At 44.9% G+C, this 22,269-nt stretch carries 23 protein-coding genes; 5 read left to right on the top strand and 18 right to left on the bottom strand.

The window, feature by feature from the left end; all coding sequences use genetic code 11:
- Nucleotides 1-23: 23 nt before the first annotated feature.
- The 16 genes from atpE to AB6D06_RS17120 all read right to left on the bottom strand — a co-directional run bounded on the left by atpE (nucleotide 24) and on the right by AB6D06_RS17120 (nucleotide 13,246).
- Nucleotides 24-281: a F0F1 ATP synthase subunit C gene (atpE, locus tag AB6D06_RS17045; RefSeq protein WP_004411110.1), complete on the bottom strand. Its 258-nt coding sequence runs from the start codon at nucleotides 279-281 to the stop codon at nucleotides 24-26.
- 49 nt (nucleotides 282-330) lie between these two features.
- Nucleotides 331-1,128 carry a F0F1 ATP synthase subunit A gene (gene atpB / locus AB6D06_RS17050; protein ID WP_009848124.1) on the bottom strand — a complete coding sequence of 266 codons (798 nt, stop codon included), beginning with the start codon at nucleotides 1,126-1,128 and terminating at the stop codon, nucleotides 331-333.
- Nucleotides 1,129-1,136: 8 nt separating this feature from the next.
- Nucleotides 1,137-1,526 carry a F0F1 ATP synthase subunit I gene (locus tag AB6D06_RS17055; RefSeq protein WP_010433210.1) on the bottom strand — a complete coding sequence of 130 codons (390 nt, stop codon included), beginning with the start codon at nucleotides 1,524-1,526 and terminating at the stop codon, nucleotides 1,137-1,139.
- Nucleotides 1,527-1,717: 191 nt separating this feature from the next.
- Entirely contained in the window at nucleotides 1,718-2,599 is an 882-nt protein-coding gene (locus tag AB6D06_RS17060) for a ParB/RepB/Spo0J family partition protein (protein WP_017063024.1), read from the bottom strand.
- Nucleotides 2,600-2,622: 23 nt separating this feature from the next.
- The gene (locus AB6D06_RS17065) at nucleotides 2,623-3,396 is read right to left on the bottom strand and encodes a ParA family protein (RefSeq protein ID WP_029235097.1); all 774 of its coding nucleotides are present in this window, start codon (nucleotides 3,394-3,396) and stop codon (nucleotides 2,623-2,625) included.
- A gap of 14 nt (nucleotides 3,397-3,410) precedes the next feature.
- Nucleotides 3,411-4,043, bottom strand: a complete 633-nt coding sequence (gene rsmG / locus AB6D06_RS17070) for a 16S rRNA (guanine(527)-N(7))-methyltransferase RsmG (protein WP_017058801.1) — start codon at nucleotides 4,041-4,043, stop codon at nucleotides 3,411-3,413.
- Nucleotides 4,043-5,938 carry a tRNA uridine-5-carboxymethylaminomethyl(34) synthesis enzyme MnmG gene (gene mnmG, locus AB6D06_RS17075; protein WP_017058802.1) on the bottom strand — a complete coding sequence of 632 codons (1,896 nt, stop codon included), beginning with the start codon at nucleotides 5,936-5,938 and terminating at the stop codon, nucleotides 4,043-4,045. Before mnmG ends, rsmG begins: the two co-directional genes overlap by 1 nt.
- 481 nt (nucleotides 5,939-6,419) lie before the next feature.
- Nucleotides 6,420-6,854, bottom strand: coding sequence for an FMN-binding protein MioC (gene mioC, locus AB6D06_RS17080; RefSeq protein WP_017058804.1), 435 nt, complete (start codon nucleotides 6,852-6,854; stop codon nucleotides 6,420-6,422).
- Between the two features lie 50 nt (nucleotides 6,855-6,904).
- Nucleotides 6,905-8,266: a tRNA uridine-5-carboxymethylaminomethyl(34) synthesis GTPase MnmE gene (gene mnmE, locus AB6D06_RS17085; RefSeq protein WP_029235098.1), complete on the bottom strand. Its 1,362-nt coding sequence runs from the start codon at nucleotides 8,264-8,266 to the stop codon at nucleotides 6,905-6,907.
- A gap of 130 nt (nucleotides 8,267-8,396) precedes the next feature.
- A complete protein-coding gene (gene yidC / locus AB6D06_RS17090) occupies nucleotides 8,397-10,019 on the bottom strand; it encodes a membrane protein insertase YidC (protein WP_372111141.1) in 1,623 nt (540 codons plus the stop codon).
- A 2-nt stretch (nucleotides 10,020-10,021) separates the two neighbouring features.
- A complete protein-coding gene (gene yidD, locus AB6D06_RS17095; protein ID WP_004735802.1) occupies nucleotides 10,022-10,279 on the bottom strand; it encodes a membrane protein insertion efficiency factor YidD in 258 nt (85 codons plus the stop codon).
- Nucleotides 10,246-10,569, bottom strand: coding sequence for a ribonuclease P protein component (gene rnpA / locus AB6D06_RS17100; RefSeq protein ID WP_017055478.1), 324 nt, complete (start codon nucleotides 10,567-10,569; stop codon nucleotides 10,246-10,248). The genes yidD and rnpA overlap by 34 nt, the downstream gene beginning before the upstream one ends.
- Before the next feature lie 45 nt (nucleotides 10,570-10,614).
- Nucleotides 10,615-10,749 carry a 50S ribosomal protein L34 gene (gene rpmH, locus AB6D06_RS17105; protein WP_004735800.1) on the bottom strand — a complete coding sequence of 45 codons (135 nt, stop codon included), beginning with the start codon at nucleotides 10,747-10,749 and terminating at the stop codon, nucleotides 10,615-10,617.
- Nucleotides 10,750-10,955: 206 nt separating this feature from the next.
- On the bottom strand, nucleotides 10,956-11,693 hold the full coding sequence (locus tag AB6D06_RS17110; protein WP_017058807.1) for an amino acid ABC transporter ATP-binding protein: 738 nt from the start codon (nucleotides 11,691-11,693) through the stop codon (nucleotides 10,956-10,958).
- Complete coding sequence (locus tag AB6D06_RS17115; protein WP_009848134.1) at nucleotides 11,690-12,361, bottom strand: amino acid ABC transporter permease; 672 nt, start codon at nucleotides 12,359-12,361, stop codon at nucleotides 11,690-11,692. Before AB6D06_RS17115 ends, AB6D06_RS17110 begins: the two co-directional genes overlap by 4 nt.
- Nucleotides 12,362-12,496: 135 nt before the next feature.
- The gene (locus AB6D06_RS17120; RefSeq protein ID WP_009848135.1) at nucleotides 12,497-13,246 is read right to left on the bottom strand and encodes an amino acid ABC transporter substrate-binding protein; all 750 of its coding nucleotides are present in this window, start codon (nucleotides 13,244-13,246) and stop codon (nucleotides 12,497-12,499) included.
- A 311-nt stretch (nucleotides 13,247-13,557) separates the two neighbouring features.
- On the opposite strand from AB6D06_RS17120, the gene dnaA reads away from it, so the two are divergent.
- The 4 genes from dnaA to gyrB all read left to right on the top strand — a co-directional run bounded on the left by dnaA (nucleotide 13,558) and on the right by gyrB (nucleotide 19,729).
- Nucleotides 13,558-14,979 carry a chromosomal replication initiator protein DnaA gene (gene dnaA / locus AB6D06_RS17125; protein WP_017058808.1) on the top strand — a complete coding sequence of 474 codons (1,422 nt, stop codon included), beginning with the start codon at nucleotides 13,558-13,560 and terminating at the stop codon, nucleotides 14,977-14,979.
- An 81-nt stretch (nucleotides 14,980-15,060) separates the two neighbouring features.
- Nucleotides 15,061-16,161, top strand: coding sequence for a DNA polymerase III subunit beta (gene dnaN / locus AB6D06_RS17130; protein WP_017058809.1), 1,101 nt, complete (start codon nucleotides 15,061-15,063; stop codon nucleotides 16,159-16,161).
- A 53-nt stretch (nucleotides 16,162-16,214) separates the two neighbouring features.
- A complete protein-coding gene (recF, locus tag AB6D06_RS17135) occupies nucleotides 16,215-17,294 on the top strand; it encodes a DNA replication/repair protein RecF (protein WP_017058810.1) in 1,080 nt (359 codons plus the stop codon).
- 17 nt (nucleotides 17,295-17,311) lie between these two features.
- Entirely contained in the window at nucleotides 17,312-19,729 is a 2,418-nt protein-coding gene (gene gyrB, locus AB6D06_RS17140) for a DNA topoisomerase (ATP-hydrolyzing) subunit B (RefSeq protein WP_017058811.1), read from the top strand.
- Nucleotides 19,730-19,968: 239 nt separating this feature from the next.
- Here the strand turns inward: gyrB and AB6D06_RS17145 are convergent, their stop codons facing one another.
- Complete coding sequence (locus tag AB6D06_RS17145) at nucleotides 19,969-20,091, bottom strand: hypothetical protein (protein ID WP_267869012.1); 123 nt, start codon at nucleotides 20,089-20,091, stop codon at nucleotides 19,969-19,971.
- 142 nt (nucleotides 20,092-20,233) lie between these two features.
- On the opposite strand from AB6D06_RS17145, the gene AB6D06_RS17150 reads away from it, so the two are divergent.
- Nucleotides 20,234-20,668, top strand: a complete 435-nt coding sequence (locus AB6D06_RS17150) for an Hsp20 family protein (protein ID WP_009848140.1) — start codon at nucleotides 20,234-20,236, stop codon at nucleotides 20,666-20,668.
- Nucleotides 20,669-20,774: 106 nt separating this feature from the next.
- Here the strand turns inward: AB6D06_RS17150 and AB6D06_RS17155 are convergent, their stop codons facing one another.
- Nucleotides 20,775-22,025, bottom strand: a complete 1,251-nt coding sequence (locus AB6D06_RS17155; protein WP_017058812.1) for a valine--pyruvate transaminase — start codon at nucleotides 22,023-22,025, stop codon at nucleotides 20,775-20,777.
- Nucleotides 22,026-22,269: the final 244 nt, after the last annotated feature.

Raw genomic sequence — 22,269 nt, forward strand, 5'->3', positions numbered from 1 at the left:
TTAATTAACTATTAAAGAGTTAATTAGCCTGCTAGTTGACCAACAAATGGGTTAGCAAACGTGAATAGTAGTGCGATTACGATACCGATCATTGGAACAGCATCCAGTAGACCAGCGATGATGAACATCTTAACTTGTAGCATTGGAGCCATTTCAGGTTGACGCGCAGCGCCTTCTAGGAATTTACCACCAAGAATAGCAAAACCAATTGCAGTACCTACGGCACAAAGACCAACAATAATAGCAACAGCGATTGCTGAAAAACTTAGTACAGTTTCCATTTACGTTCTCCGATTAACATTAATAGTTAGAATAAAGCTTAAAAATTTTTTAGTGATCACTATCTTCATGAGCCATTGATAAGTAAACGATTGTCAACATCATGAAAACAAACGCTTGAATCAATATAACTAAGATATGGAAGATAGCCCAAGGTAGTGCACCTACCCATTGTAAGTACCACGGTAGCATTGCCGCGATAAGAATAAACACCACCTCACCCGCAAACATATTACCAAATAAACGCATACCTAGAGATAGTGGCTTCGCTAATAACGAAATTACCTCAAGTACCAAGTTAAATGGGATCATGATTGGGTGATTAAATGGATGCAGTGCCAATTCTTTAGCAAATCCGCCTAGGCCTTTCACTTTGATGCTGTAGTAGATCATCAGAGCAAAAACACCCAAAGCCATTGCCATGGTTATATTTACATCAGCTGTAGGAACCACTTTCAAGTAAGGGATACCTAGCCAATGCTCTGCAGGATATGGTAAGAAATCGATAGGCACTAAGTCCATCAAGTTCATAATGATAATCCAGCAGAATATAGTCAGTGCTAGTGGGGCAATCAGAGGGTTGCGACCATGGAAAGTTTCTTTAACGTTGTCGCCAACGAATTCCACTACCATTTCAACAAAACACTGAAGCTTACCAGGTACACCTACTGTTGCTTTCTTAGCGACTGAGCGAAAAACCCAAAGGAATAACATCCCTGTCAACACCGAAAAAAACAGACTGTCTATATGTACGTTCCAGAAACTTGTCTCCTCTACAAGACCAAACTTAGCTAAAGAAAGGTTTTGTAAATGGTGTTCAATGTATCCGGATGCTGTTGGCGCAGCCATAACTCATCCTATTTTTTATTGTTAATGAAAAGCACTGGCGCAAAGATATTAATACCTAGAACCAGTAAATAGGTCAGTTTGAGGGGAATTAATTCCACCTGCATATACATGTAGACAATAGAGAATAGTAGAACTGTGATAAGGATCTTTAGTGCTTCACCTGCATAGAACGACGCCGCAACTAACTTAGTTGCGCGAGCTCCACAAAATAGGAAAGCACACACACAAAAAACCACATTCGCGATGACAAAAATACCGCCACCAACCAATGCAGCAAAACCCCAATCAGGATTAACAGCTAAACCTAACCCTATCGCCACTAATATAACCGCGCTAAGCTCGATCAATAACATTTGCTTTGCAAGCACTCGTCCTGGTCTTGCTAACGCCGCTACCATGTATTCGTTCCTCTTTAAGCCCACTTTACCACTCGCTTAAAAGCGTGCTGAGAAATTGGCGAAAATTATACGTTCAGCCAAATTGATTGCAATAAGAATGCAGCAATCATTTACATTTCTGTATACAAACCGACAACTTTTGTAAGAAATTACTTGTTTATTACATAATTGACCTAAATCAATTATCTCATTTAGTACTCTAGTTTAGCAATAAGTTGCTCTAATTTGTGAGGCTCATCAAGAGTAATTGTCACTTTTGACTTACCGCTAACAGAACGAGTAACTGAAACGTTTGCTTGCAATTTTTCCGTGAGTCTTCGTGAAAGTTCGATGGCCTCAGTGTCTTCGGGCTTCGATTCCGCTTCAACGTCTGGTTTTAAGCACTTTTTGACAAGTTGCTCAGTTTGACGCACGGTCATTTTTTTGGTTGCTGCAGTATTCGCTGCCTCAACCTGGGTAACACCTTCAAGCGCAAGCAGTGCTCTAGCATGCCCCATTTCTAGTTGTTTACTGGAAACTAAACCTTTTACTTCATTTTCGAGCTGATTTAGACGTAATAAGTTACTAACGGTAGCTCTGGATTTACCAATCACATCGGCGACCTGCTGATGTGTCAGTGAAAACTCGTTCTGCAAGCGCTCTAGCGCTTGTGATTCTTCGATAACATTCAGATCTTCACGTTGAATGTTCTCGATCAATGCCATCGCAATCGCGGCCTTGTCTTCTACTCTCTTGATCAAGCATGGAACTTGTTTAAGACCAGCTTGACGAGCCGCTCTCCAACGACGTTCACCAGCAATAATCTCAAATTGGTCGTGCGCTAAAGGGCGTACAACGATCGGTTGGATAATGCCTTGAGATTGTATAGATGCCGCTAACTCTTCTAGCGCTTCCGGCGCAATATCCTTACGCGGTTGATATACACCTGGCTTTAAGCAACCGACAGCAAGTTCGATGAGCTCACCATCAGCCGATAACGCTTGACTATGAGAAGCTACTTGTTGTTTTTCACGAGCCAGAGAGCTAGTTGCAAGCAATGCATCTAGCCCCTTTCCTAAACCGCGCTTAGACATTGAGCGAATTCCTTTGGTTAGACCTATACTGGGACTTCTTCACGACGCAACATTTCGCCTGCAAGAGCAAGATATGCCTTCGCTCCTGCGGAATATTTGTCGTAGTACATTGCTGGCTTGCCATGACTAGGCGCTTCTGCCAGACGCACATTTCTAGGGATAACAGTTCGGTAGACTTTGCTACCAAAATGTTTTTTGAGTTGATCAGATACTTCGTTCGATAAGCGGTTACGAGGATCGTACATAGTACGTAGAAGACCTTCGATCTTAAGATTCTCGTTTACTACCGCAGCGAGTTTACTGATGGTATCCATCAACGCAGTCAAACCTTCCAAAGCAAAGTATTCACATTGCATAGGAACCAATACGGAGTCGGCCGCAGCCATCGCGTTGATTGTAAGAAGGTTTAATGAGGGCGGACAATCAATAAAGATGAAATCATAGTTATTACGAATGGGTTCGAGTGCATTTTTTAAACGAACTTCACGAGCAAACACTTCCATCAGCTTGATTTCTGCCGCAGTAACATCACCGTTCGCGGCGATGAGGTCATAATTGCCAGATGTACTCCGGCAAACCACCTCATCAAATGGGGTGTCTTCAACCAACAAATCGTAAGCTGTTGCTTCAACTTGATACTTGTCGACACCGCTCGCCATAGTGGCATTACCTTGAGGATCGAGGTCAACAACCAATATCTTGCGTTTTGTTGCCGCCATTGATGCTGCTAAATTAATGCAAGTTGTTGTTTTTCCTACGCCACCCTTCTGGTTGGCAATTGCTACGATTCTACCCACTATGGCCTCGCTGATTATCCCTGACGCGATAAAGTAACTAGATGACGCTCTCCATCAAGCTCTGGCACTTGCAAAGCTTTAATGTCTGTCACTGAACACCATTCAGGTAACAGGTCGATTTCGTCTCTAGGATGTTGTCCCTTAAGAGCCAAAAATACACCGGATTGCTCTTTAGGTAAATGGTGACACCACTCTACCATGTCTGTCATTGACGCAAATGCACGACTGAGCACTGCATCAAACTTTTCTTCTGGTTGAAATTCTTCAACGCGACTTTGAACCGGTACCACGTTGTCGATACCCAGCTCATGAATCACCTGTTTGATAAAACGAATACGCTTACCTAGGCTGTCTAGCAAGTAAAACTCGCAGTCTGGATTCATGATTGAGAGCGGAATCCCAGGAAGACCAGGTCCCGTACCCACATCGATAAAGCGCTTACCTTGTAAGTGAGTGCTAACAATGATGCTATCTAAGATATGTTTCACCATCATTTCTTGTGGGTCACGAACTGATGTTAGGTTATAAGCTTTGTTCCACTTGTTCAGTAACTCAACGTAGCCAACCAACTGGCCACGTTGTTTTTCAGATACTTCAAGTTCAGTCTGGCCAATAAGGTGATCCAGTTTTTCGCGTAATGCGCTCATTATGCTTCCTCACCTTTTTTCAACAGGCCGTGTTTTTTCAAGTAAACCAACAGAATTGAGATTGCTGCAGGTGTGATACCTGAAATTCGCGAAGCAATACCAATTGAGTCAGGCTTAGCTGTCGTTAGTTTAAGAACCACTTCGTTAGAAAGTCCTTTTACCTTGCTGTAATCGATATCAGCAGGCAGTTTGGTGTTTTCATGACGCAGTGATTTTTCAATTTCGTCTTGTTGACGCTGAATGTAACCATCGTACTTCACTTGGATCTCAACTTGCTCAGACGCTTGTTGATCTTCCAGTGCAGGACCAAAACGATCCAATGCGGTTAACTGTGAATAAGTCATTTCAGGGCGACGAAGAAGATCTTCACCGCTCGCTTCACGAGACATTGGTGTTTTCAGAATTTGGTTCAGTTGATCAATATCTTCAGATTTTGGATTAATCCAAGTCTCTTTCAGACGTTGACGCTCCTTCTCCATGTTTTCCATCTTCTCGTTGAAACGAGCCCAACGAGCGTCATCAACAAGGCCAAGTTCACGCGACTTTTCAGTCAAGCGGATATCGGCGTTGTCTTCACGAAGCAGCAGACGGTATTCCGCGCGAGACGTAAACATGCGGTAAGGTTCTTTGGTACCCATGGTAGATAGGTCGTCGATAAGCACGCCCATGTAAGCTTGGTCACGACGTGGACTCCAGCCTTCTTTGCCTTGAGTAAACAAACTTGCATTCAGACCGGCCATCAAGCCTTGTGCAGCCGCTTCTTCATAGCCAGTGGTACCGTTGATTTGACCCGCAAAGAATAGACCTTTGATAAACTTAGTTTCGTAAGTCAGCTTAAGGTCGCGAGGATCAAAGAAATCGTACTCAATCGCATAGCCAGGGCGAACGATATGAGCATTTTCAAAGCCCTTCATCGAACGAACAATTTGAACCTGTACATCAAACGGCAGACTGGTAGAGATACCATTCGGGTATAGCTCGTGAGTCGTTAGACCTTCTGGCTCAATAAAAATTTGGTGACTGTTCTTGTCAGCAAAACGCATTACTTTGTCTTCAATCGAAGGGCAGTAACGAGGGCCAATGCCTTCAATCACACCCGCGTACATAGGGCTGCGATCAAGGTTGGCACGAATTACGTCATGCGTATTTTCATTGGTATGCGTGATGTAACATGGAATTTGACGAGGTTGTTGAGCTCGGCTGCCCATGAACGAGAAAACAGGCGTCGGGTTATCACCGTGCTGAACCTCAAGCTCAGAAAAATCAACGCTACGCGCATCGATACGAGGAGGAGTACCTGTTTTCAGGCGATCAACTCGGAATGGAAGATCACGAAGACGGTCAGCCAGTGCGATCGATGGTGGATCACCAGCACGGCCACCTGAAGAACTTTCCATACCAATATGGATCTTGCCGCCTAGGAATGTGCCCACAGTCAGAACCACAGCGCTTGCGCGGAACTTAAGGCCCATCTGCGTTACCACACCTACCACTTGATCCTGTTCAACGATCAAGTCATCAACCGACTGTTGGAACAAAGTCAGGTTTGGCGTGTTTTCAAGAACGTTACGAACAAAGGCTTTGTACAGTGCGCGGTCAGCTTGTGCACGAGTAGCACGAACCGCAGGGCCTTTTGATGCGTTCAATGTTCTGAACTGAATACCTGCATGATCAATAGCTTGCGCCATTAATCCACCCATTGCATCGACCTCTTTTACCAAGTGGCCCTTACCGATCCCGCCAATGGCTGGGTTACAAGACATTTGTCCTAGTGTATCGATATTATGAGTAAGTAATAACGTACTTTGACCAGTACGTGCAGATGCGAGTGCGGCTTCCGTTCCTGCATGGCCACCACCAACAACGATGACGTCAAATTTTTCGTGATAAAGCATGAACCGACCTCAGGTATTCAAACGTTTTCTAGATTGATAAAAAGGAGCGATATTCTACCTGTTTTCATAGCCTGAGAAAACGTTTTTGGGATTTTTCGAAAAAGCTGTTTTTAATTAATATAGATAAGATCTTTAAGGAGATCTTTTATTAGATCTATTATTAGGATCGAGGGTATCTGTGGATAAGTCGGAAATAATCAACGAGATCATGGATCTTTTTTGGATCAAATGATGTGATCTAACTTTGATCAGGATGAGGATTAGCTGGGATCAAAATGGCTACTTATTCACAGGAGGAAATTAGCCTAAAACTTGTTATTTGGATAACTATAGGTTAATCACCGTATATGTATGATCTTATCCACAGCAGAAATTGAAAATAGATCACTAATTTTCGATGTTTTTGAAAAAAGTTATTCACAATCACGATGTTCAGAGACAAAAAAAGCGGCATAAGCCGCTTTTTGAGAGAGGAGAGAGGTTAAAACTGGTCGCTATGATCGTTGAACCAAGCTTCTGCTGCGTCTTCTGGTACCGGAGTTTCCAATACATCGATGGTAAAACAGTCAGAAATAGGCTGAGCACCGAGCTCTTTCATCTGGCTGTGGACTGATTTTCCCGCCAAACAGAAGGTATCGTAACTCGAATCACCAAGCGCCACGACAGCAAAGCGAACCGGGCTTAAATCTGGAGATTGCTGGGTCAATGCGTCGATAAACGGCTTAATATTATCTGGAAATTCACCCGCACCATGAGTTGAAGTCACCAGCAACCAAAAACCTTGTTGGGGAATATCATCGAATTCAGGCTGATTATGAAGGGTGATCTCGTGGCCTTGCTCTTCAAGAAGATCATTAAGGTGATCGCCAACGTACTCTGCACCACCTAAGGTGCTGCCTGTAATAATGTGGATCATTAAGCTGTCCTTACTAAAGAAAAAGGCCAGCATGAGCCGGCCTTTAAAGGTTATTTACCAATACAGAAAGAGGTGAAGATACGGCCGAGTAGGTCATCGGAACTGAATTCACCAGTAATCTCGTTAAGGTGTTGCTGCGTTATACGCAGTTCTTCTGCCAAGATTTCCCCTGCCATATAGCCTTCGAGCTGTTGCTGGCCAATATCTAGATGCTCAGATGCGCGTTCTAGGGCATCTAAGTGGCGACGACGTGCCATGAAGCCACCTTCATTGCCACCAGCAAAGCCCATGCAATCTTTTAAGTGATTACGTAGTGCATCAACGCCTTGTCCCGTCTTTGCTGATAGTCGAATCAGAGTTGGATCATTAACATGGCAAATCCCGAGATCTTCACCGGTTTGATCGGCTTTGTTACGAATCACGGTCATTCCGATGTTATTCGGCAGACGATCAACGAAATCTGGCCAGATATCTTTCGGGTCGGTTGCATCGGTAGTGGTGCCATCGACCATAAATAAAACGCGATCGGCTTGAGCAATTTCTTCCCAAGCGCGTTCAATACCGATTTTTTCGACTTCATCCGAGGCTTCACGCAGGCCTGCGGTATCAATAATGTGCAGTGGCATACCATCAATATGGATATGTTCACGAAGTACATCACGGGTTGTACCTGCAATATCAGTCACAATCGCGGAGTCTTTACCCGATAATGCATTCAGTAAGCTCGACTTACCGGCATTAGGACGACCTGCAATCACCACCTTCATACCTTCACGCATGATGGCACCTTGATTGGCTTCTTGGCGAACCGCTTCGAGGTTGTCGATGATAGCTTGTAAGTCAGCACTTACTTTACCGTCAGCAAGGAAATCAATCTCTTCTTCTGGGAAGTCGATAGCGGCTTCAACATAGATGCGTAAGTGAATCAGAGAGTCCACCAGCGTATTAATGCGTTTCGAGAACTCACCTTGCAACGATTGCAGAGCTGATTTCGCCGCTTCTTCTGAACTGGCATCAATGAGGTCAGCAATCGCTTCTGCTTGGGTTAAATCCATCTTGTCGTTCAAGAAGGCACGCTCCGAGAACTCACCAGGGCGTGCTGCGCGTAGCCCTGGAATCGCGAGGATGCGCTTGATGAGCATATCCATTACCACAGGGCCACCGTGGCCTTGTAGCTCTAATACGTCTTCACCGGTAAACGAGTGCGGGTTAGGAAAGTAAAGCGCGATGCCTTGGTCTAGCTCTAAACCATCGTGAGATTTAAAAGGGGTGTACTCAGCGTAACGTGGTTTCAGTACTTTGCCGGTAACTTCAAGCGCAACTTGGGCTGCTTGTGGGCCTGAAACGCGAATAATACCGACGCCGCCACGGCCGGGTGCAGTCGCTTGAGCAACAATCGTATCTGTAGTCATAGTTGTGCCTGCTAGCATGTGAAAGCCAAAAAGGGGCGCTCACGATTAATCAATTAGCTGAATTGTAATCAGCTAAAAACAAAAAGGCGACCTTTTGGTCGCCTTTCTTTGTCTCTTTCTATTATCGAACTTACTTAGAATGTAAGCCTTTCTTTTCCAGCGCGCGGTAGATAAGCGTTTGCTGAATCAGAGTTACGATGTTCGATACTAGCCAGTATAGAACCAGACCTGAAGGGAAGAACAGGAAGAAGAATGTGAACATAACCGGCATAAAGGTCATGATCTTCTGCTGCATTGGATCCGTTACAGTTGTCGGGCTCATCTTCTGGATTAGGAACATTGAAGCACCCATCAGAAGTGGCAAGATGTAGTATGGGTCTTGTGCTGAAAGGTCAGTAATCCAACCGAAGAACGGTGAGTGACGCAGTTCAACAGACTCCATTAGTGCCCAGTATAGCGAAATGAAGATAGGCATTTGCAGAAGGATAGGTAAACAGCCACCTAGTGGGTTTACTTTCTCTTTCTTGTAAAGCTCCATCATTTCTTGGCTCATGCGTTGACGGTCGTCGCCGATACGCTCACGCATTGCAGTCAGCTTAGGCTGAAGCATACGCATTTTCGCCATAGACGTGTACTGAGCTTTCGTTAGTGGGTACATAGCACCACGAACGATGAAAGTTAGACAGATGATTGCCAGACCCCAGTTCACAACGATGCCTTGAATGAACGAAAGCAGAGTATGAAGTGGTTTAGCAATGAACCATAACCAACCGTAGTCAACTACTAGGTCTAGGTTAGGTGCAACAGCAGCCATTTGGTCTTGAAGTTTAGGACCAACCCAAAGCGTTGCTTTGAAGTTTACTTCGTCGCCAGTAGCGATGGTTTTGTTCGGCATGCGAACACCGATGTCGCCAAGGTTACCAATTACACGAGTGTAAAGGTTGCTGCCTGCTTCGTCGCGTGGGATCCATGCACTTGCAAAGTAGTGCTGAATCATCGCTGCCCAACCTTGACCGTTTGCTAGGTTAAGAGACAGGTTGCGATCTTGCATGTCGTCGAAGCTGTATTTTTTGTAACGCGTATCTTCCGTAGAGTAAGCACCACCACGGTAAGTTGGCATTGTTAGGCTACCGCCGTCATCCATTACGTTCTGACGCAGGTGAGCGTACATGCCGAATGTCGCGTTGTTACCAGAGTTGTTGACTACATCGTATTCAACATCCATTGCGTAGCTGCCACGCTTAAGGATGAATGTTTTCGTGTAATCAAGGCCGTTCGCTTGGTAAGTCATCGGGATGCGTAGTTCATCCTGACCATCAGCAAGCGTGAAGCTGTCTGCTGAAACTGTGTAGCTTGGGCGGTTTGTGCTGCTTAAATCGATACCTTGAGGACCCACTAGACCGCTTTGTGCGATAAATTGGTGACCTGGTTCGTTTTTAAGAAGAACAAACGTATCTTCAGAATCGAACTCAGCAGAGTAATCGTTTAGGTTTGCTTTAACGACATCACCACCAACCGTATCAATTGACAGAGTCAGTACATCAGTTGTTACTGTGATAGTTTTAGCAGAAGAAGCAACTTGACCAGGAGCCGGGTCTAGATCATCTGCATAAGATGGCGCTGGTAGGGTGCTGCCAGATTGTGCCTGCTCAACCGCTTGTGGTGCTGGATTCTGAGCTACGTTCCATTGTTGGAACAGTAGGAAAGAAACCAAAGCCAATGCGATTAACAGGATATTACGTTGAGAATCCATCGTTATTTATCTCTGTCTTGTTTTTGGACTGGTGGAACGGGGTCAAAGCCCCCTTCGTTCAAAGGATGGCATTTTAATAGACGTTTGCCTGATAACCAACACCCTTTTACAAAACCGTGAGCTTTCAACGCTTCTATCGCATATAAAGAGCAGGTTGGAGTAAATCGGCAGCGTGGGCCGATGAGTGGACTAATAAACCATCTATAAAAATAGATGGGTATTAGCGCTATCCACGCGAAGGGCGAGACAGGCGAAGCCATAATTTGTCGAGTAGCTTGAACATTTCTTCATTGCTTAAATCTTGCGCGCTCTTCTTAGCGATTACAACAAAATCTTTGTTAGGAAGTTTGTGTTGAGTGTTACGAAAGCTTTCACGAGTAAGACGCTTGAATCGGTTACGACCCACGGCGGTTTTAATCTGCTTTTTCGGAACGGCTAATCCAAGACGAGGATTTGAAAGAGAGTTATTTCGGGCAATGATGGTGAAATGAGGGGAGCCAGCTCGATGAGCTTGCTTGAAGACATTTTGATAATGTTCGGGAGTTAACAAGCGTAACTCCCGACCGAAGGCTAGCTTATTCAAAATAATCAAAGATTACTTAGAAAGACGCTTACGGCCTTTTGCACGACGTGCATTGATTGTTGCGCGACCGTTCTTAGTAGCCATGCGAGCACGGAAACCGTGAGTACGCTTACGCTTTAGAACTGTAGGTTGAAAAGTGCGTTTCATTGTAATTACCTTACTGATCAGTAGTTTTAGGTTTTTGTTAAACCCGGCGTGGGCATTTTTTCTCTTCTTTATATAAGAAAGGAAAACCGACGCCTCTCAACAAAGAGGCGGAATTGTAATCACTGTCACAAAAAGTGTCAATGATTGGGTTAACTAAAATTCCGGTCGGGGGATTATACGTAGAATAACTAAAATCACAAGGATCCTTAGTCGATCCCAACCTTATTTAAGAATTTTTTTAATTTAGGATCCTGTGGATTACCAAAAATATCCTGTGGAGATCCCTGCTCGATAATATGACCGTCAGCCATGAAGATCACTCGGTCTGCGACCTCTCTCGCGAACTGCATTTCATGGGTAACCACCAGCATGGTTTGATGCTGATTTGCCAGTTTTTTCATTAGGTTAAGCACTTCGCCAACCCACTCAGGATCGAGCGCTGAAGTCGGCTCATCAAACAGTAAAAGCTCGGGTTGTAGTGCCATTGCACGGCCAATACCCACCCGTTGTTGCTGGCCACCAGAGAGCGCGGCTGGGTAGCTATCACCTTTGTCACCTAAGCCAATATCATCAAGTATTTGTTGTGCTTTTTCATGGGCTTGCTGTTTTTTCCAACCACGAACGGTAATTAAACCTTCAGCAATATTCTGTCTCGCGGTTTGGTGAGCGAACAGTGCATAGTTTTGGAACACAAAACCGGTCTTACGACGCAGTGCAAGCACCTCTGCCTTAGTGTGTTTCTGAGTATCAACCTTGATATCATCAATCGAAATCGTGCCTTGATCGGCTTGCTCTAGAAAATTCACACAACGCAGTAGGGTAGATTTACCCGTACCACTTGAACCTATGATGACAATTATCTCACCTTGTTTGATTTCTAGGTCGATCCCTTTCAAAACTTCGGTGTCACCAAACTGCTTGTGGATATTTTGTAATTTGATCATCGTACATACGCCTTATTCAGTTTCACTTCGGCCCAAATTTGAATACGAGTGAGGATAACCACCACGCCCCAGTAAATCAGTGCGACTGCTAAGAAAGCCTCGAAGAAGCGGAAACTTGAAGAAGCCTCCATCTGAGCTTTAGCCATGATTTCGGCGACACCTAGGGTGAAGGCAAGTGAAGTCGACTTGATCATATCGATGAAGTAGTTCATCAACGACGGCAGTGCCACGCGAGTTGCTTGCGGTAAGATCACTCGGCGCATCGCTTGGCTGGTTGTCATACCGACCGAAAGGCTGGCTTCCATCTGGCTGCGATCAATACCGATAATCGCGGCACGAATACTTTCTGCCATATACGCGGCAAAGTGCAGGGTTAAGCCAATCACAGCGGCGCTGAAGGCATCCAACCCAACCATCCACGGGAAGACTTGTGGTAAGCCGTAATAAAGGAGGAACAGCTGCACCAACAGTGGTGTGCCTCGGAAGAAGCTAATGTACAGTTGGCTCAGTTGGTCGAGCACTGGGATTTTGAATACACGAATATTCGCCAGTATCAGAGACAGGATCAGAGCAAAGAACAAGCCCCAGGTCGCCATCTCCATCGTGGTGCCTAAATACTTCAGTAGTATTGGCAACAGCTCTAGCATGTAATTAAAGTCAAATCCCATAATCTATCTCGTATTTTTATTGGCAGTGTTGTTCTATATGTAAGTACTGTTGTATCAGGTTTTTTAATCAGTGCACAAAAGCAAAAAGCCCACCGCTGTATAAAGCAGTGGGCCTTGAATGGAGAAAGTGAGTAATTACTTCTGAGTAATGTCCGCACCAAACCATTTCTGAGAGATACTTTCTAGCGTACCATCTGCGCGCATTGCTGCTAATGCTTCATTTACTTCTGCTTGCAGTTTTTTGCCGTTATCGTTGTCGACGAAAGGCCAAGCGTTTTCAATTGTTTCGAATGGCTGACCTGCTAGTTGTAATGGTAGACCAGTCTTCTTGATAAGCTCTAGTGCTGATAGGCGATCCATTACGAATGCATCGGCACGACCCAGTGCCACGTCATGTTCAATACCTGTATCGTAGGTTTTTACATTGATCTTGCCATCTTTGTCGTAGCTGCGAAGCAGTTGTTCAAAGTTTGAGCCTAGGTTTACCGCAACCGTCTTGCCATCAAGGTCTTCGATGCCTTTAATGCTGTCATTACCTTTACGAACGGTAATTTGTGCGCCGTCTACTACGTATGGGTCTGCGAATAGGTATTTCGCTTTACGTGCATCCGTCATTGTAATTTGGTTTGAAATGGTATCGATGCGACCCGTTTCAAGAAGACCAAACAGACCAGAGAAGTTTGCCGTTACGTATTCAACCTTGTAATCGTTACGCTTACCGATCTCATCCCATAAATCCACTTCAAAACCCTGTAGCTGGTCTTGTTTAACGAACGTAAACGGGAAATAGCGACCAGACATGCCGACTTTAACTTCAGTCGCAGCTTGAACAGTAGCAGCAGAGAGTGCGATAGCCGCAATTGCAGCCTTAATCCAGTTATTCATTTGGTAACTCCTTATATTTATGGGTTTGGATGTTACTGGGAAAATGCTCACTAGAATAAATAACCAGATGTTATTAACCATAACCAGATTGAATTCCCGATTTGGGGATAACTAGCAAGGATCCGGGCATAAGTGGATCATTGTGTGAGTAAATTAGGGGCAAGATGTGTGGATCCACCGATAAATTACAAATTTATTGTGAATAACTTGGATCTTATTCACTGGATCTGTGATCAATTGCTGGTGATCTGACTTATCAACAGGTAAAATTAGCGGTCATTTCATATTACTTTAAATAGAGTGAGGGCACCGTGTCATCTTCGCTTTGGTTGCAGTGTTTGCAACAGCTTCAAGAAGAGTTACCAGCTACAGAATTCAGTATGTGGGTTCGTCCGTTACAAGCGGAACTCAATGACAATACTCTAACTCTATTTGCACCGAACCGTTTCGTACTCGATTGGGTTCGTGATAAGTATCTAAATAGCATTAACCGTCTGCTGCAAGAATATTGCGGTAACGATATCCCACATCTTCATTTTGAAGTGGGAAGCAAGCGTGTGATTGCACCAAAGCCTGCGACACCGACACCAACTCAGACTCGCACTGCAGCTGATGTGGCCGCTGAGTCATCAGCACCTGCGCAATTACAAGCTCGCAAACCTGTCCATAATATCTGGCGTGATGAAGAGCCTGTCGCGGTTGACTTGAATCACCGCTCAAACGTGAACCCAAAACATAAGTTCAATAACTTTGTTGAAGGTAAGTCGAACCAACTCGGTTTGGCTGCGGCACGTCAGGTTTCTGATAACCCAGGTACAGCCTACAACCCGTTGTTCCTATACGGCGGCACTGGTTTAGGTAAAACGCACTTGTTGCATGCGGTGGGTAACGCCATTGTTGATAATAAGCCGAATGCGAAAGTGGTTTACATGCACTCAGAGCGTTTTGTTCAGGATATGGTAAAGGCTCTGCAAAACAACGCGATCGAAGAATTTAAGCGCTACTACCGTAGTGTTGATGCATTGCTTATCGATGACATCCAATTCTTTGCTAATAAAGAGCGTTCTCAAGAAGAGTTCTTCCATACCTTTAACGCGCTGCTTGAAGGCAATCAACAGATCATCCTAACGTCTGACCGTTATCCAAAAGAGATCAACGGGGTAGAAGATCGTCTTAAATCTCGTTTCGGCTGGGGTTTGACGGTAGCGATTGAGCCACCAGAGCTTGAGACACGTGTTGCGATCTTGATGAAGAAAGCCGAAGACCACCAAATTCACCTTGCGGATGAAGTGGCGTTCTTTATTGCCAAGCGTCTACGCTCTAACGTTCGTGAACTGGAAGGCGCATTGAACCGTGTTATTGCGAATGCAAACTTCACTGGCCGCCCGATCACGATCGACTTCGTGCGTGAAGCACTGCGTGACCTACTTGCACTGCAAGAAAAACTGGTCACTATTGATAACATTCAAAAGACAGTAGCCGAGTACTACAAAATCAAAGTCGCTGATCTATTGTCTAAGCGTCGTTCTCGTTCTGTTGCTCGTCCACGTCAATTGGCGATGGCACTGGCGAAAGAGCTAACAAACCACAGCTTGCCTGAGATTGGCGATGCATTCGGTGGTCGTGACCACACGACGGTACTGCATGCTTGTCGTAAGATTGCTCAGCTGCGTGAAGAGAGCCACGACATTAAAGAAGATTATTCGAACTTGATTCGTACCCTTTCTTCTTAATACACAGTATTCTTAACCTTAATAAGCAGAATCTTGGCCACGTACTATTACGCAGTGCCATTTAGACCGTAAGAGCAAGATATGAAATTTACCATTGAACGTAGTCACCTGATTAAGCCATTACAACAAGTATCTGGCGCACTCGGTGGCAGGCCAACGCTTCCAATTCTAGGAAACCTACTGATTAAAGTAGAAGATAACGTGTTGTCGATGACAGCGACGGATCTAGAAGTTGAACTGATCAGCCGTGTAACGCTTGAAGGTGATTTCGAAGCGGGTAGCATTACCGTACCTTCACGTAAATTCCTAGATATCTGCCGTGGATTGCCAGATAACTCAGTGATCACGGTGGTATTGGATGGTGACCGTATTCAGGTTCGCTCTGGTCGTAGCCGCTTCTCTTTAGCAACATTACCTGCGGCAGATTTTCCAAATATTGAAGACTGGAGCAGTGAAGTTGAAGTGTCAGTGACACAAGCTGAACTTCGCGGTCTTATCGAGAAAACACAATTCTCAATGGCGAACCAAGATGTTCGTTACTACCTCAACGGTATGTTGTTTGAGATTGAAGGCTCTATCCTGCGCAGCGTAGCGACCGATGGTCACCGTATGGCAGTATCTCAAGCACAACTGGGTGCGGATTTTGCTCAGAAGCAGATCATTGTTCCTCGTAAAGGTGTTCAAGAGTTAGTGAAGCTATTGGATGCACCTGAACAGCCAGTAACACTGCAAATTGGTAACTCTAACGTGCGAGCTGAAGTGAACAACTATGTCTTCACTTCTAAGCTGGTTGATGGTCGTTTCCCTGATTATCGCCGCGTAATGCCGCAAAATACCACCAAGACACTTGAAGCTGGCTGTGATGAATTACGTTCAGCATTTTCTCGTGCTGCGATTCTATCGAATGAAAAATTCCGTGGTGTTCGCGTTAACCTTGCGGATAGCGAGATGCGCATTACCGCGAACAACCCAGAGCAAGAAGAAGCAGAAGAAGTACTCGATGTTAACTTCGACGGTGACGCGCTAGAGATTGGCTTCAACGTAAGCTACGTATTGGATGTTCTGAACACACTGCGTTGTGAACAGGTTCGCATCTCAATGTCAGACGCCAATGCGAGTGCTCTTATCGAGAACGCACAAGATGACAGCGCGATGTACGTTGTTATGCCAATTCGCTTATAAGCAGCCCTATGTTGACCTACCGAGTCGTGATTGAAGATTAATATGAAGACGTTATGCCTTTATCGCGCTTAATCGTTAAGCAGTTTAGAAATATTGAAGCCTGTGACATTCAACCGTCATCAGGCTTTAACTTTCTTATAGGGGCTAACGGAAGCGGCAAAACCAGTGTCCTTGAAGCTGTGTATCTGCTCGGACATGGTCGCTCATTCAAGAGTTCACTTACCGGTCGTATCATACAAAACGAGTGTAGTGAGCTGTTTGTACATGGCCGTTTTATGACCTCGGATCAATTTGAGCTGCCAATTGGCATTAATAAGCAGCGCGATGGCACGACAGAGGTTAAAATAAGCGGTCAAACTGGGCAAAAGTTGGCTCAGTTAGCTCAAGTCTTACCTTTGCAGTTGATTCACCCTGAAGGGTTTGATTTACTAACCGATGGACCTAAGCATCGCCGAGCATTCATTGATTGGGGAGTCTTCCACAGTGAGTCGGGCTTTTATGATGCGTGGGGCAGGGTAAAGCGCCTCAATAAGCAGCGAAACGCCTTATTGAAAACGGCAACGCACTATCGAGAGCTGAGCTATTGGGACCAAGAATTGGCCCGTTTAGCAGAAAGCATCAGTCAGTGGCGTGCCACCTACGTTGATCAGCTCAAAGAAGTCGCCGAAGAAATCTGTGCGACCTTCCTTCCTGAGTTTGAGATAAAGATTAACTACTATCGTGGCTGGGACAAAGACACCCCGTACGCCGATATATTAGAAAAGAATTTTGAAAGGGATCAGCAGCTTGGTTACACCTTTAGTGGGCCAAACAAAGCGGATCTGAAGATAAAAGTGAACGGCACTCCAGTGGAAGATGTCTTGTCACGAGGTCAATTGAAGTTGATGGTGTGCGCGCTACGAGTAGCACAAGGGCAACACCTCACTCAAATGACAGGTAAGCAGTGCATCTATTTGATAGATGACTTCGCTTCCGAATTAGATAGCCAACGCCGAGCACGTCTTGCTGAGTGTTTAAAGGCGACCCAGGCTCAAGTTTTTGTAAGCTCTATTACCGCTGATCAGATTGCAGATATGCATGACGAAAATAGCAGGATGTTTCATGTGGAACATGGCAAAATAGAGCAAGGATAATTAGTCAGAGAGTAACTATGTCAGATAATTACGATTCATCGAGTATTAAAGTACTGAAGGGTCTGGATGCGGTACGTAAGCGTCCTGGAATGTACATTGGCGACACGGATGATGGTACCGGTCTGCACCACATGGTTTTTGAGGTGGTAGATAACTCTATTGATGAAGCGCTAGCTGGTCACTGTAATGACATCATTGTAACTATCCATGAAGATAGTTCTGTGTCTGTGAGCGATGACGGCCGTGGTATTCCAACAGAATTGCACCCAGAAGAAAACGTATCTGCAGCCGAAGTAATCATGACGGTTCTTCACGCTGGTGGTAAGTTCGATGATAACTCGTACAAGGTATCTGGTGGTCTGCACGGTGTTGGTGTTTCAGTAGTTAACGCACTTTCTAAGCAAGTTACTCTTACTATCCACCGCGGTGGCAAAATCCACACTCAAACCTACAGCCACGGTGAGCCTCAAGCGCCACTAGCGGTTATCGGTGACACGGATAAAACAGGTACAGAGATTCGTTTCTGGCCGAGTGAAGAAACCTTCACTAACATCGAGTTCCATTACGACATTTTAGCTAAGCGTCTACGTGAGCTATCATTCTTGAACTCAGGTGTATCAATTAAGCTAATTGACGAGCGCGAAGAAGACAAAATGGATCACTTCGAATACGAAGGCGGTATCCAAGCGTTTGTTGAACACCTTAATACTAACAAAACGCCAATCATCCAAAAAATCTTCCACTTTAACTCTGAGCGCGAAGACGGTATTACCGTTGAAGTTGCGATGCAGTGGAATGACGGCTACCAAGAAAACATCTACTGTTTCACCAACAACATCCCTCAACGCGATGGTGGTGCTCACTTAGCAGGTTTCCGTGCGGCGCTAACGCGTACTCTGAACAGCTTCATGGACAAGGAAGGCTTCTCTAAGAAAGCGAAGACTGCGACCTCTGGTGATGATGCTCGTGAAGGTCTGACGGCGATTGTTTCTGTTAAAGTGCCTGATCCTAAGTTCTCAAGCCAAACTAAAGATAAGCTGGTTTCTTCAGAAGTGAAGTCTGCCGTTGAATCTACAATGGGTGAGAAGTTGTCTGAGTTCCTTATTGAGAACCCAGGAGAAGCGAAAACAGTTTGTTCTAAAATTATTGATGCAGCACGTGCTCGTGATGCAGCGCGTAAAGCTCGTGAAATGACTCGTCGTAAAGGCGCATTAGATTTAGCGGGTCTTCCTGGTAAGCTTGCTGACTGTCAGGAAAAAGATCCTGCACTGTCTGAACTATATATTGTGGAAGGAGACTCTGCTGGCGGTTCAGCTAAGCAGGGGCGTAACCGTAAGAACCAAGCAATCCTACCGCTGAAAGGTAAAATCCTTAACGTAGAGAAAGCACGTTTCGATAAAATGCTGTCTTCTCAAGAAGTAGCAACGCTAATCACCGCTCTTGGTTGTGGTATTGGTCGTGACGAATACAACCCAGATAAACTGCGTTACCACAACATCATCATCATGACCGATGCCGATGTCGATGGTTCTCACATCCGTACCCTGCTACTGACGTTCTTCTACCGTCAAATGCCAGAGCTGATTGAACGTGGCTACATCTACATTGCTCAACCGCCACTTTACAAAGTGAAGAAAGGTAAGCAAGAGCAGTACATTAAAGATGAAGATGCGATGAACCAGTATCAAGTATCTTTGGCTTTAGACAACGCAGAACTGCACGTAAACCCTGAAGCGCCAGCATTTGCAGGTGAAGGTTTAGAGAAGCTTGTTCAGCAATACAATGCAGGCATCAAGCTTGTTGATCGTATGAGCCGCCGTTACCCACGCGCATTGGTTCACGAACTGATTTACGTTCCTCGTCTAACGGCCGAGCAGTGTCATGATGACGCGGCAGTTGAAGCTTGGGGTAAGCAGCTTGTTGAACAGCTAAACGCGAAAGAAGTAGGTGCAAGCCAATACAGCCTTGAAGTTGAAAAACACGAAGAGCTAGGCTTAAGCGTTCCTAAGATTGTGGTTCGTACTCATGGTGTGACTCATGAACACCTACTAAGCATCGATCTTATTAACTCTAAAGAGTTTGGTAAGCTAGCGGATCTTTCTGAAGCTCTTGATGGCTTGATTGAAGAAGGCGCTTACATTAAGCGTGGTGAGCGTACTCAAGAAGTTTCTAGCTTCGTTGATGCTCTGAACTGGTTAGTGAAAGAGTCTCGTCGTGGTCTGAGCCTACAGCGATACAAAGGTCTAGGTGAGATGAACCCTGATCAACTTTGGGAAACCACGATGGATCCTGAAACTCGCCGTATGATGCAAGTAACAATTGAAGACGCTGTTGGTGCTGATTTGTTGTTTACGACGCTAATGGGTGACCAAGTTGAACCTCGTCGTAACTTCATCGAAGAGAATGCACTGAAAGTAGCAAACCTAGACGTTTAGTCTCTTTGATACTTCGCTCTTTGGCTTAATTTCTGTGTCAGAGGTGCTCACATACATTCGTATGCTCCGCACCTCTTCCTTGAACTAAAGCCAAATAGCTTCGTCTCAAAAACCTAAAATCATTTTAAAGCACTATCCTTTGGATGGTGCTTTTTTATGTTTGTAAGATATTGAAAAATATTGAGTTGCAAAAATAATTGAAAATAACCCCTTGAAACTATTTTGCTCAATCCATATATCTATTTGTGAAGAGGATGACTGTCTTGCTCTACAAGAGAAGAAACAGAACCTTCATTACCGCTAACGAAGTATCGCTCAATAGAGGATAACTTTGGCAGCACACAACTTAAAAATTGATTCATTGCCATGTCCCAGCGTTGTCGCCAATAGAGGTGAAACCCGAGGAATGCGAATTGAATCTCTTAGCTGTTTACTGGGTCACACACAGGTTAGATCCAAGTAAAATTCGCAGCTAAGACTATTGCTTACTAAAAGGATAGCATTATGAGAACTGTAGATTTCACTCCACTTTACCGCAACGCAATCGGCTTCGATCGTCTATTCAACATGATGGAAGCGAATACATCGAAGAACTCTTCTGGCGGTTACCCTCCATACAACATCGAGCAAAAAGACGAGAACAACTACCGTATTACTATGGCAGTCGCTGGTTTTGCTGATGACCAATTAGATCTGACTCAGAAAGAGAACATGCTAATTGTGAAAGGTGAGCGTAAAGCAGAAGCAGAGAAAACCTTCGTATACCAAGGTATCGCAGAGCGCGATTTCGAGCGTAAATTCCAACTGGCTGACTACGTAAAAGTGGTAGGTGCAAGCATGGAAAATGGTCTTCTTCACATCGACCTCGAACGCGAAATCCCAGAAGCGATGCAACCACGTAAGATTGCTATCAATGGTAATAGTCTACTAGAAGGCTAATTACTGTTAGCTCCTTAGAGCTAAAAAATATCGGGAAGTAAAAGTGAAAGAGCACCTAATGAGGTGCTCTTTTTGTATTTGACCTGCGGTAAGCTAAAAGCTCTTATTACTGCTCTGAGTAAGCCTTTTTCACTTCTTCAGCAATGATAGCAATGCCTTTCTGCATCGCCTCATCATCTTGCACGTAGTTCATACGTAGACATTGATGGGCATGATCCCACTCGTCTTCTTGGCCGATAAAGAAGTATTCACCCGGAACAATCAATACGCCGCGAGCTTTAAGGCGGTCGTACAGTTCCATTGTGGTGATCGGCAGCTCATCAAACCATAGCCATAAGAAGATAGCGCCTTCAGGCTTGTGAATACGGAAGCGAGGGTCGTCGATAGCGTCTTGTAACAGTTCAACTGCACGTAGTGACTTATCTTTATAGAAAGGTTTGATTACCTCGCTACTTAAGCGCAGTAAATCGCCTTTTTCAATCATGTGATTGGCAATTGCAGGGCCAACACTGTTTGGCGCTAAGCTAATGATGCCATTCATGTTGGTCAATGCTTGTGTTACTTCTTCACTCGCAATTACGATACCGCAACGCACACCCGGCAAACCAAGCTTAGAAAGGCTCATGCACAGAATCGTATTTTCATTCCAGAGCGGTTCGACATCTTCAAAGATGATGTTAGGAAACGGCAGGCCGTAAGCATTGTCGATCAGCAGTGGGATGTTGTTTTCACGCGCCAGTTTATCCAGTTTACGCACTTCTTCGTCGGTCAGTACGTTACCCGTTGGGTTGGTTGGACGAGATGCACAGATAGCCGCGACTGAGTCATCAACCTTTAGTTGTTCAAAATCAACGTGGTATTTAAACTGACGGTTTTCTAGCAGTTCGATCTCTGGGTGGTAAGAGATAAAAATATCGTCATCAATACCCGCGTCGCCGTAGCCGATGTATTCCGGTGCGATCGGCAGTAGGATTTTCTTATGTGAGCCGTCAGGCTGTTGGCCTGCTAGCAGGTTGAATAGGTAGAAGAAGCCACTTTGACTGCCATTAGTCAGGCTGATGTTCTTCTCGCTGATGTCCCAACCGTAGGTCTCTTTCAGCATTGCTGCTAACGATTTGATGAAGCTGTCTTTACCCTGCGGACCATCGTAGTTGGCGAGGGCGGCGATGAGTTCTCCACTGGCGAGCATGTCGGCACTGGCTTGGTTAAAGTAATCGAGCATGGCAGGGATAGCGGCTGGGTTGCCACCACCGAGCATGATAGCGCCAGGAGTGCGCAGGCCATCATTCAAATCATCCATTAAACGAGTGATTCCAGAGTATCGATTAAACTTTTCGCCAAACTTAGAGAACTGCATTACTAATTTTACCTAATTCATTGTGATTGCTTGTTACGTGTCATTAAGGCAGACCTTATGTCTGCCATCAGTGTATTCCTTGAACATACCGCAATGTTTTTGCGACGCATAGCGCCAAATGCTCTAACACGTAAAAAACTTCTATAAAGTTTGGTTAATGAGTGACAGCTTGCTTATTGAACGTACCTTTAGCGATAAAAAAAGGAGAAGCCTAAGCTTCCCCTTTAGTTTCTGGTGTTTATGT

The organism is Vibrio sp. 10N.239.311.G01, assembly GCF_041465805.1.
Classification (GTDB): domain Bacteria; phylum Pseudomonadota; class Gammaproteobacteria; order Enterobacterales; family Vibrionaceae; genus Vibrio; species Vibrio crassostreae_C.

Bases quoted from the DNA above. Each gene is read 5' to 3' on its own strand.
- atpE (WP_004411110.1), bottom strand. From the start codon at position 281: ATGGAAACTGTACTAAGTTTTTCAGCAATCGCTGTTGCTATTATTGTT.
- atpB (WP_009848124.1), bottom strand. From the start codon at position 1,128: ATGGCTGCGCCAACAGCATCCGGATACATTGAACACCATTTACAAAAC.
- AB6D06_RS17055 (WP_010433210.1), bottom strand. From the start codon at position 1,526: ATGGTAGCGGCGTTAGCAAGACCAGGACGAGTGCTTGCAAAGCAAATG.
- AB6D06_RS17060 (WP_017063024.1), bottom strand. From the start codon at position 2,599: ATGTCTAAGCGCGGTTTAGGAAAGGGGCTAGATGCATTGCTTGCAACT.
- rsmG (WP_017058801.1), bottom strand. From the start codon at position 4,043: ATGAGCGCATTACGCGAAAAACTGGATCACCTTATTGGCCAGACTGAA.
- mnmG (WP_017058802.1), bottom strand. From the start codon at position 5,938: ATGCTTTATCACGAAAAATTTGACGTCATCGTTGTTGGTGGTGGCCAT.
- mioC (WP_017058804.1), bottom strand. From the start codon at position 6,854: ATGATCCACATTATTACAGGCAGCACCTTAGGTGGTGCAGAGTACGTT.
- mnmE (WP_029235098.1), bottom strand. From the start codon at position 8,266: ATGACTACAGATACGATTGTTGCTCAAGCGACTGCACCCGGCCGTGGC.
- yidC (WP_372111141.1), bottom strand. From the start codon at position 10,019: ATGGATTCTCAACGTAATATCCTGTTAATCGCATTGGCTTTGGTTTCT.
- yidD (WP_004735802.1), bottom strand. From the start codon at position 10,279: ATGGCTTCGCCTGTCTCGCCCTTCGCGTGGATAGCGCTAATACCCATC.
- rpmH (WP_004735800.1), bottom strand. From the start codon at position 10,749: ATGAAACGCACTTTTCAACCTACAGTTCTAAAGCGTAAGCGTACTCAC.
- AB6D06_RS17110 (WP_017058807.1), bottom strand. From the start codon at position 11,693: ATGATCAAATTACAAAATATCCACAAGCAGTTTGGTGACACCGAAGTT.
- AB6D06_RS17115 (WP_009848134.1), bottom strand. From the start codon at position 12,361: ATGGGATTTGACTTTAATTACATGCTAGAGCTGTTGCCAATACTACTG.
- AB6D06_RS17120 (WP_009848135.1), bottom strand. From the start codon at position 13,246: ATGAATAACTGGATTAAGGCTGCAATTGCGGCTATCGCACTCTCTGCT.
- dnaN (WP_017058809.1), top strand. From the start codon at position 15,061: ATGAAATTTACCATTGAACGTAGTCACCTGATTAAGCCATTACAACAA.
- recF (WP_017058810.1), top strand. From the start codon at position 16,215: ATGCCTTTATCGCGCTTAATCGTTAAGCAGTTTAGAAATATTGAAGCC.
- gyrB (WP_017058811.1), top strand. From the start codon at position 17,312: ATGTCAGATAATTACGATTCATCGAGTATTAAAGTACTGAAGGGTCTG.
- AB6D06_RS17145 (WP_267869012.1), bottom strand. From the start codon at position 20,091: ATGAATCAATTTTTAAGTTGTGTGCTGCCAAAGTTATCCTCTATTGAG.
- AB6D06_RS17150 (WP_009848140.1), top strand. From the start codon at position 20,234: ATGAGAACTGTAGATTTCACTCCACTTTACCGCAACGCAATCGGCTTC.
- AB6D06_RS17155 (WP_017058812.1), bottom strand. From the start codon at position 22,025: ATGCAGTTCTCTAAGTTTGGCGAAAAGTTTAATCGATACTCTGGAATC.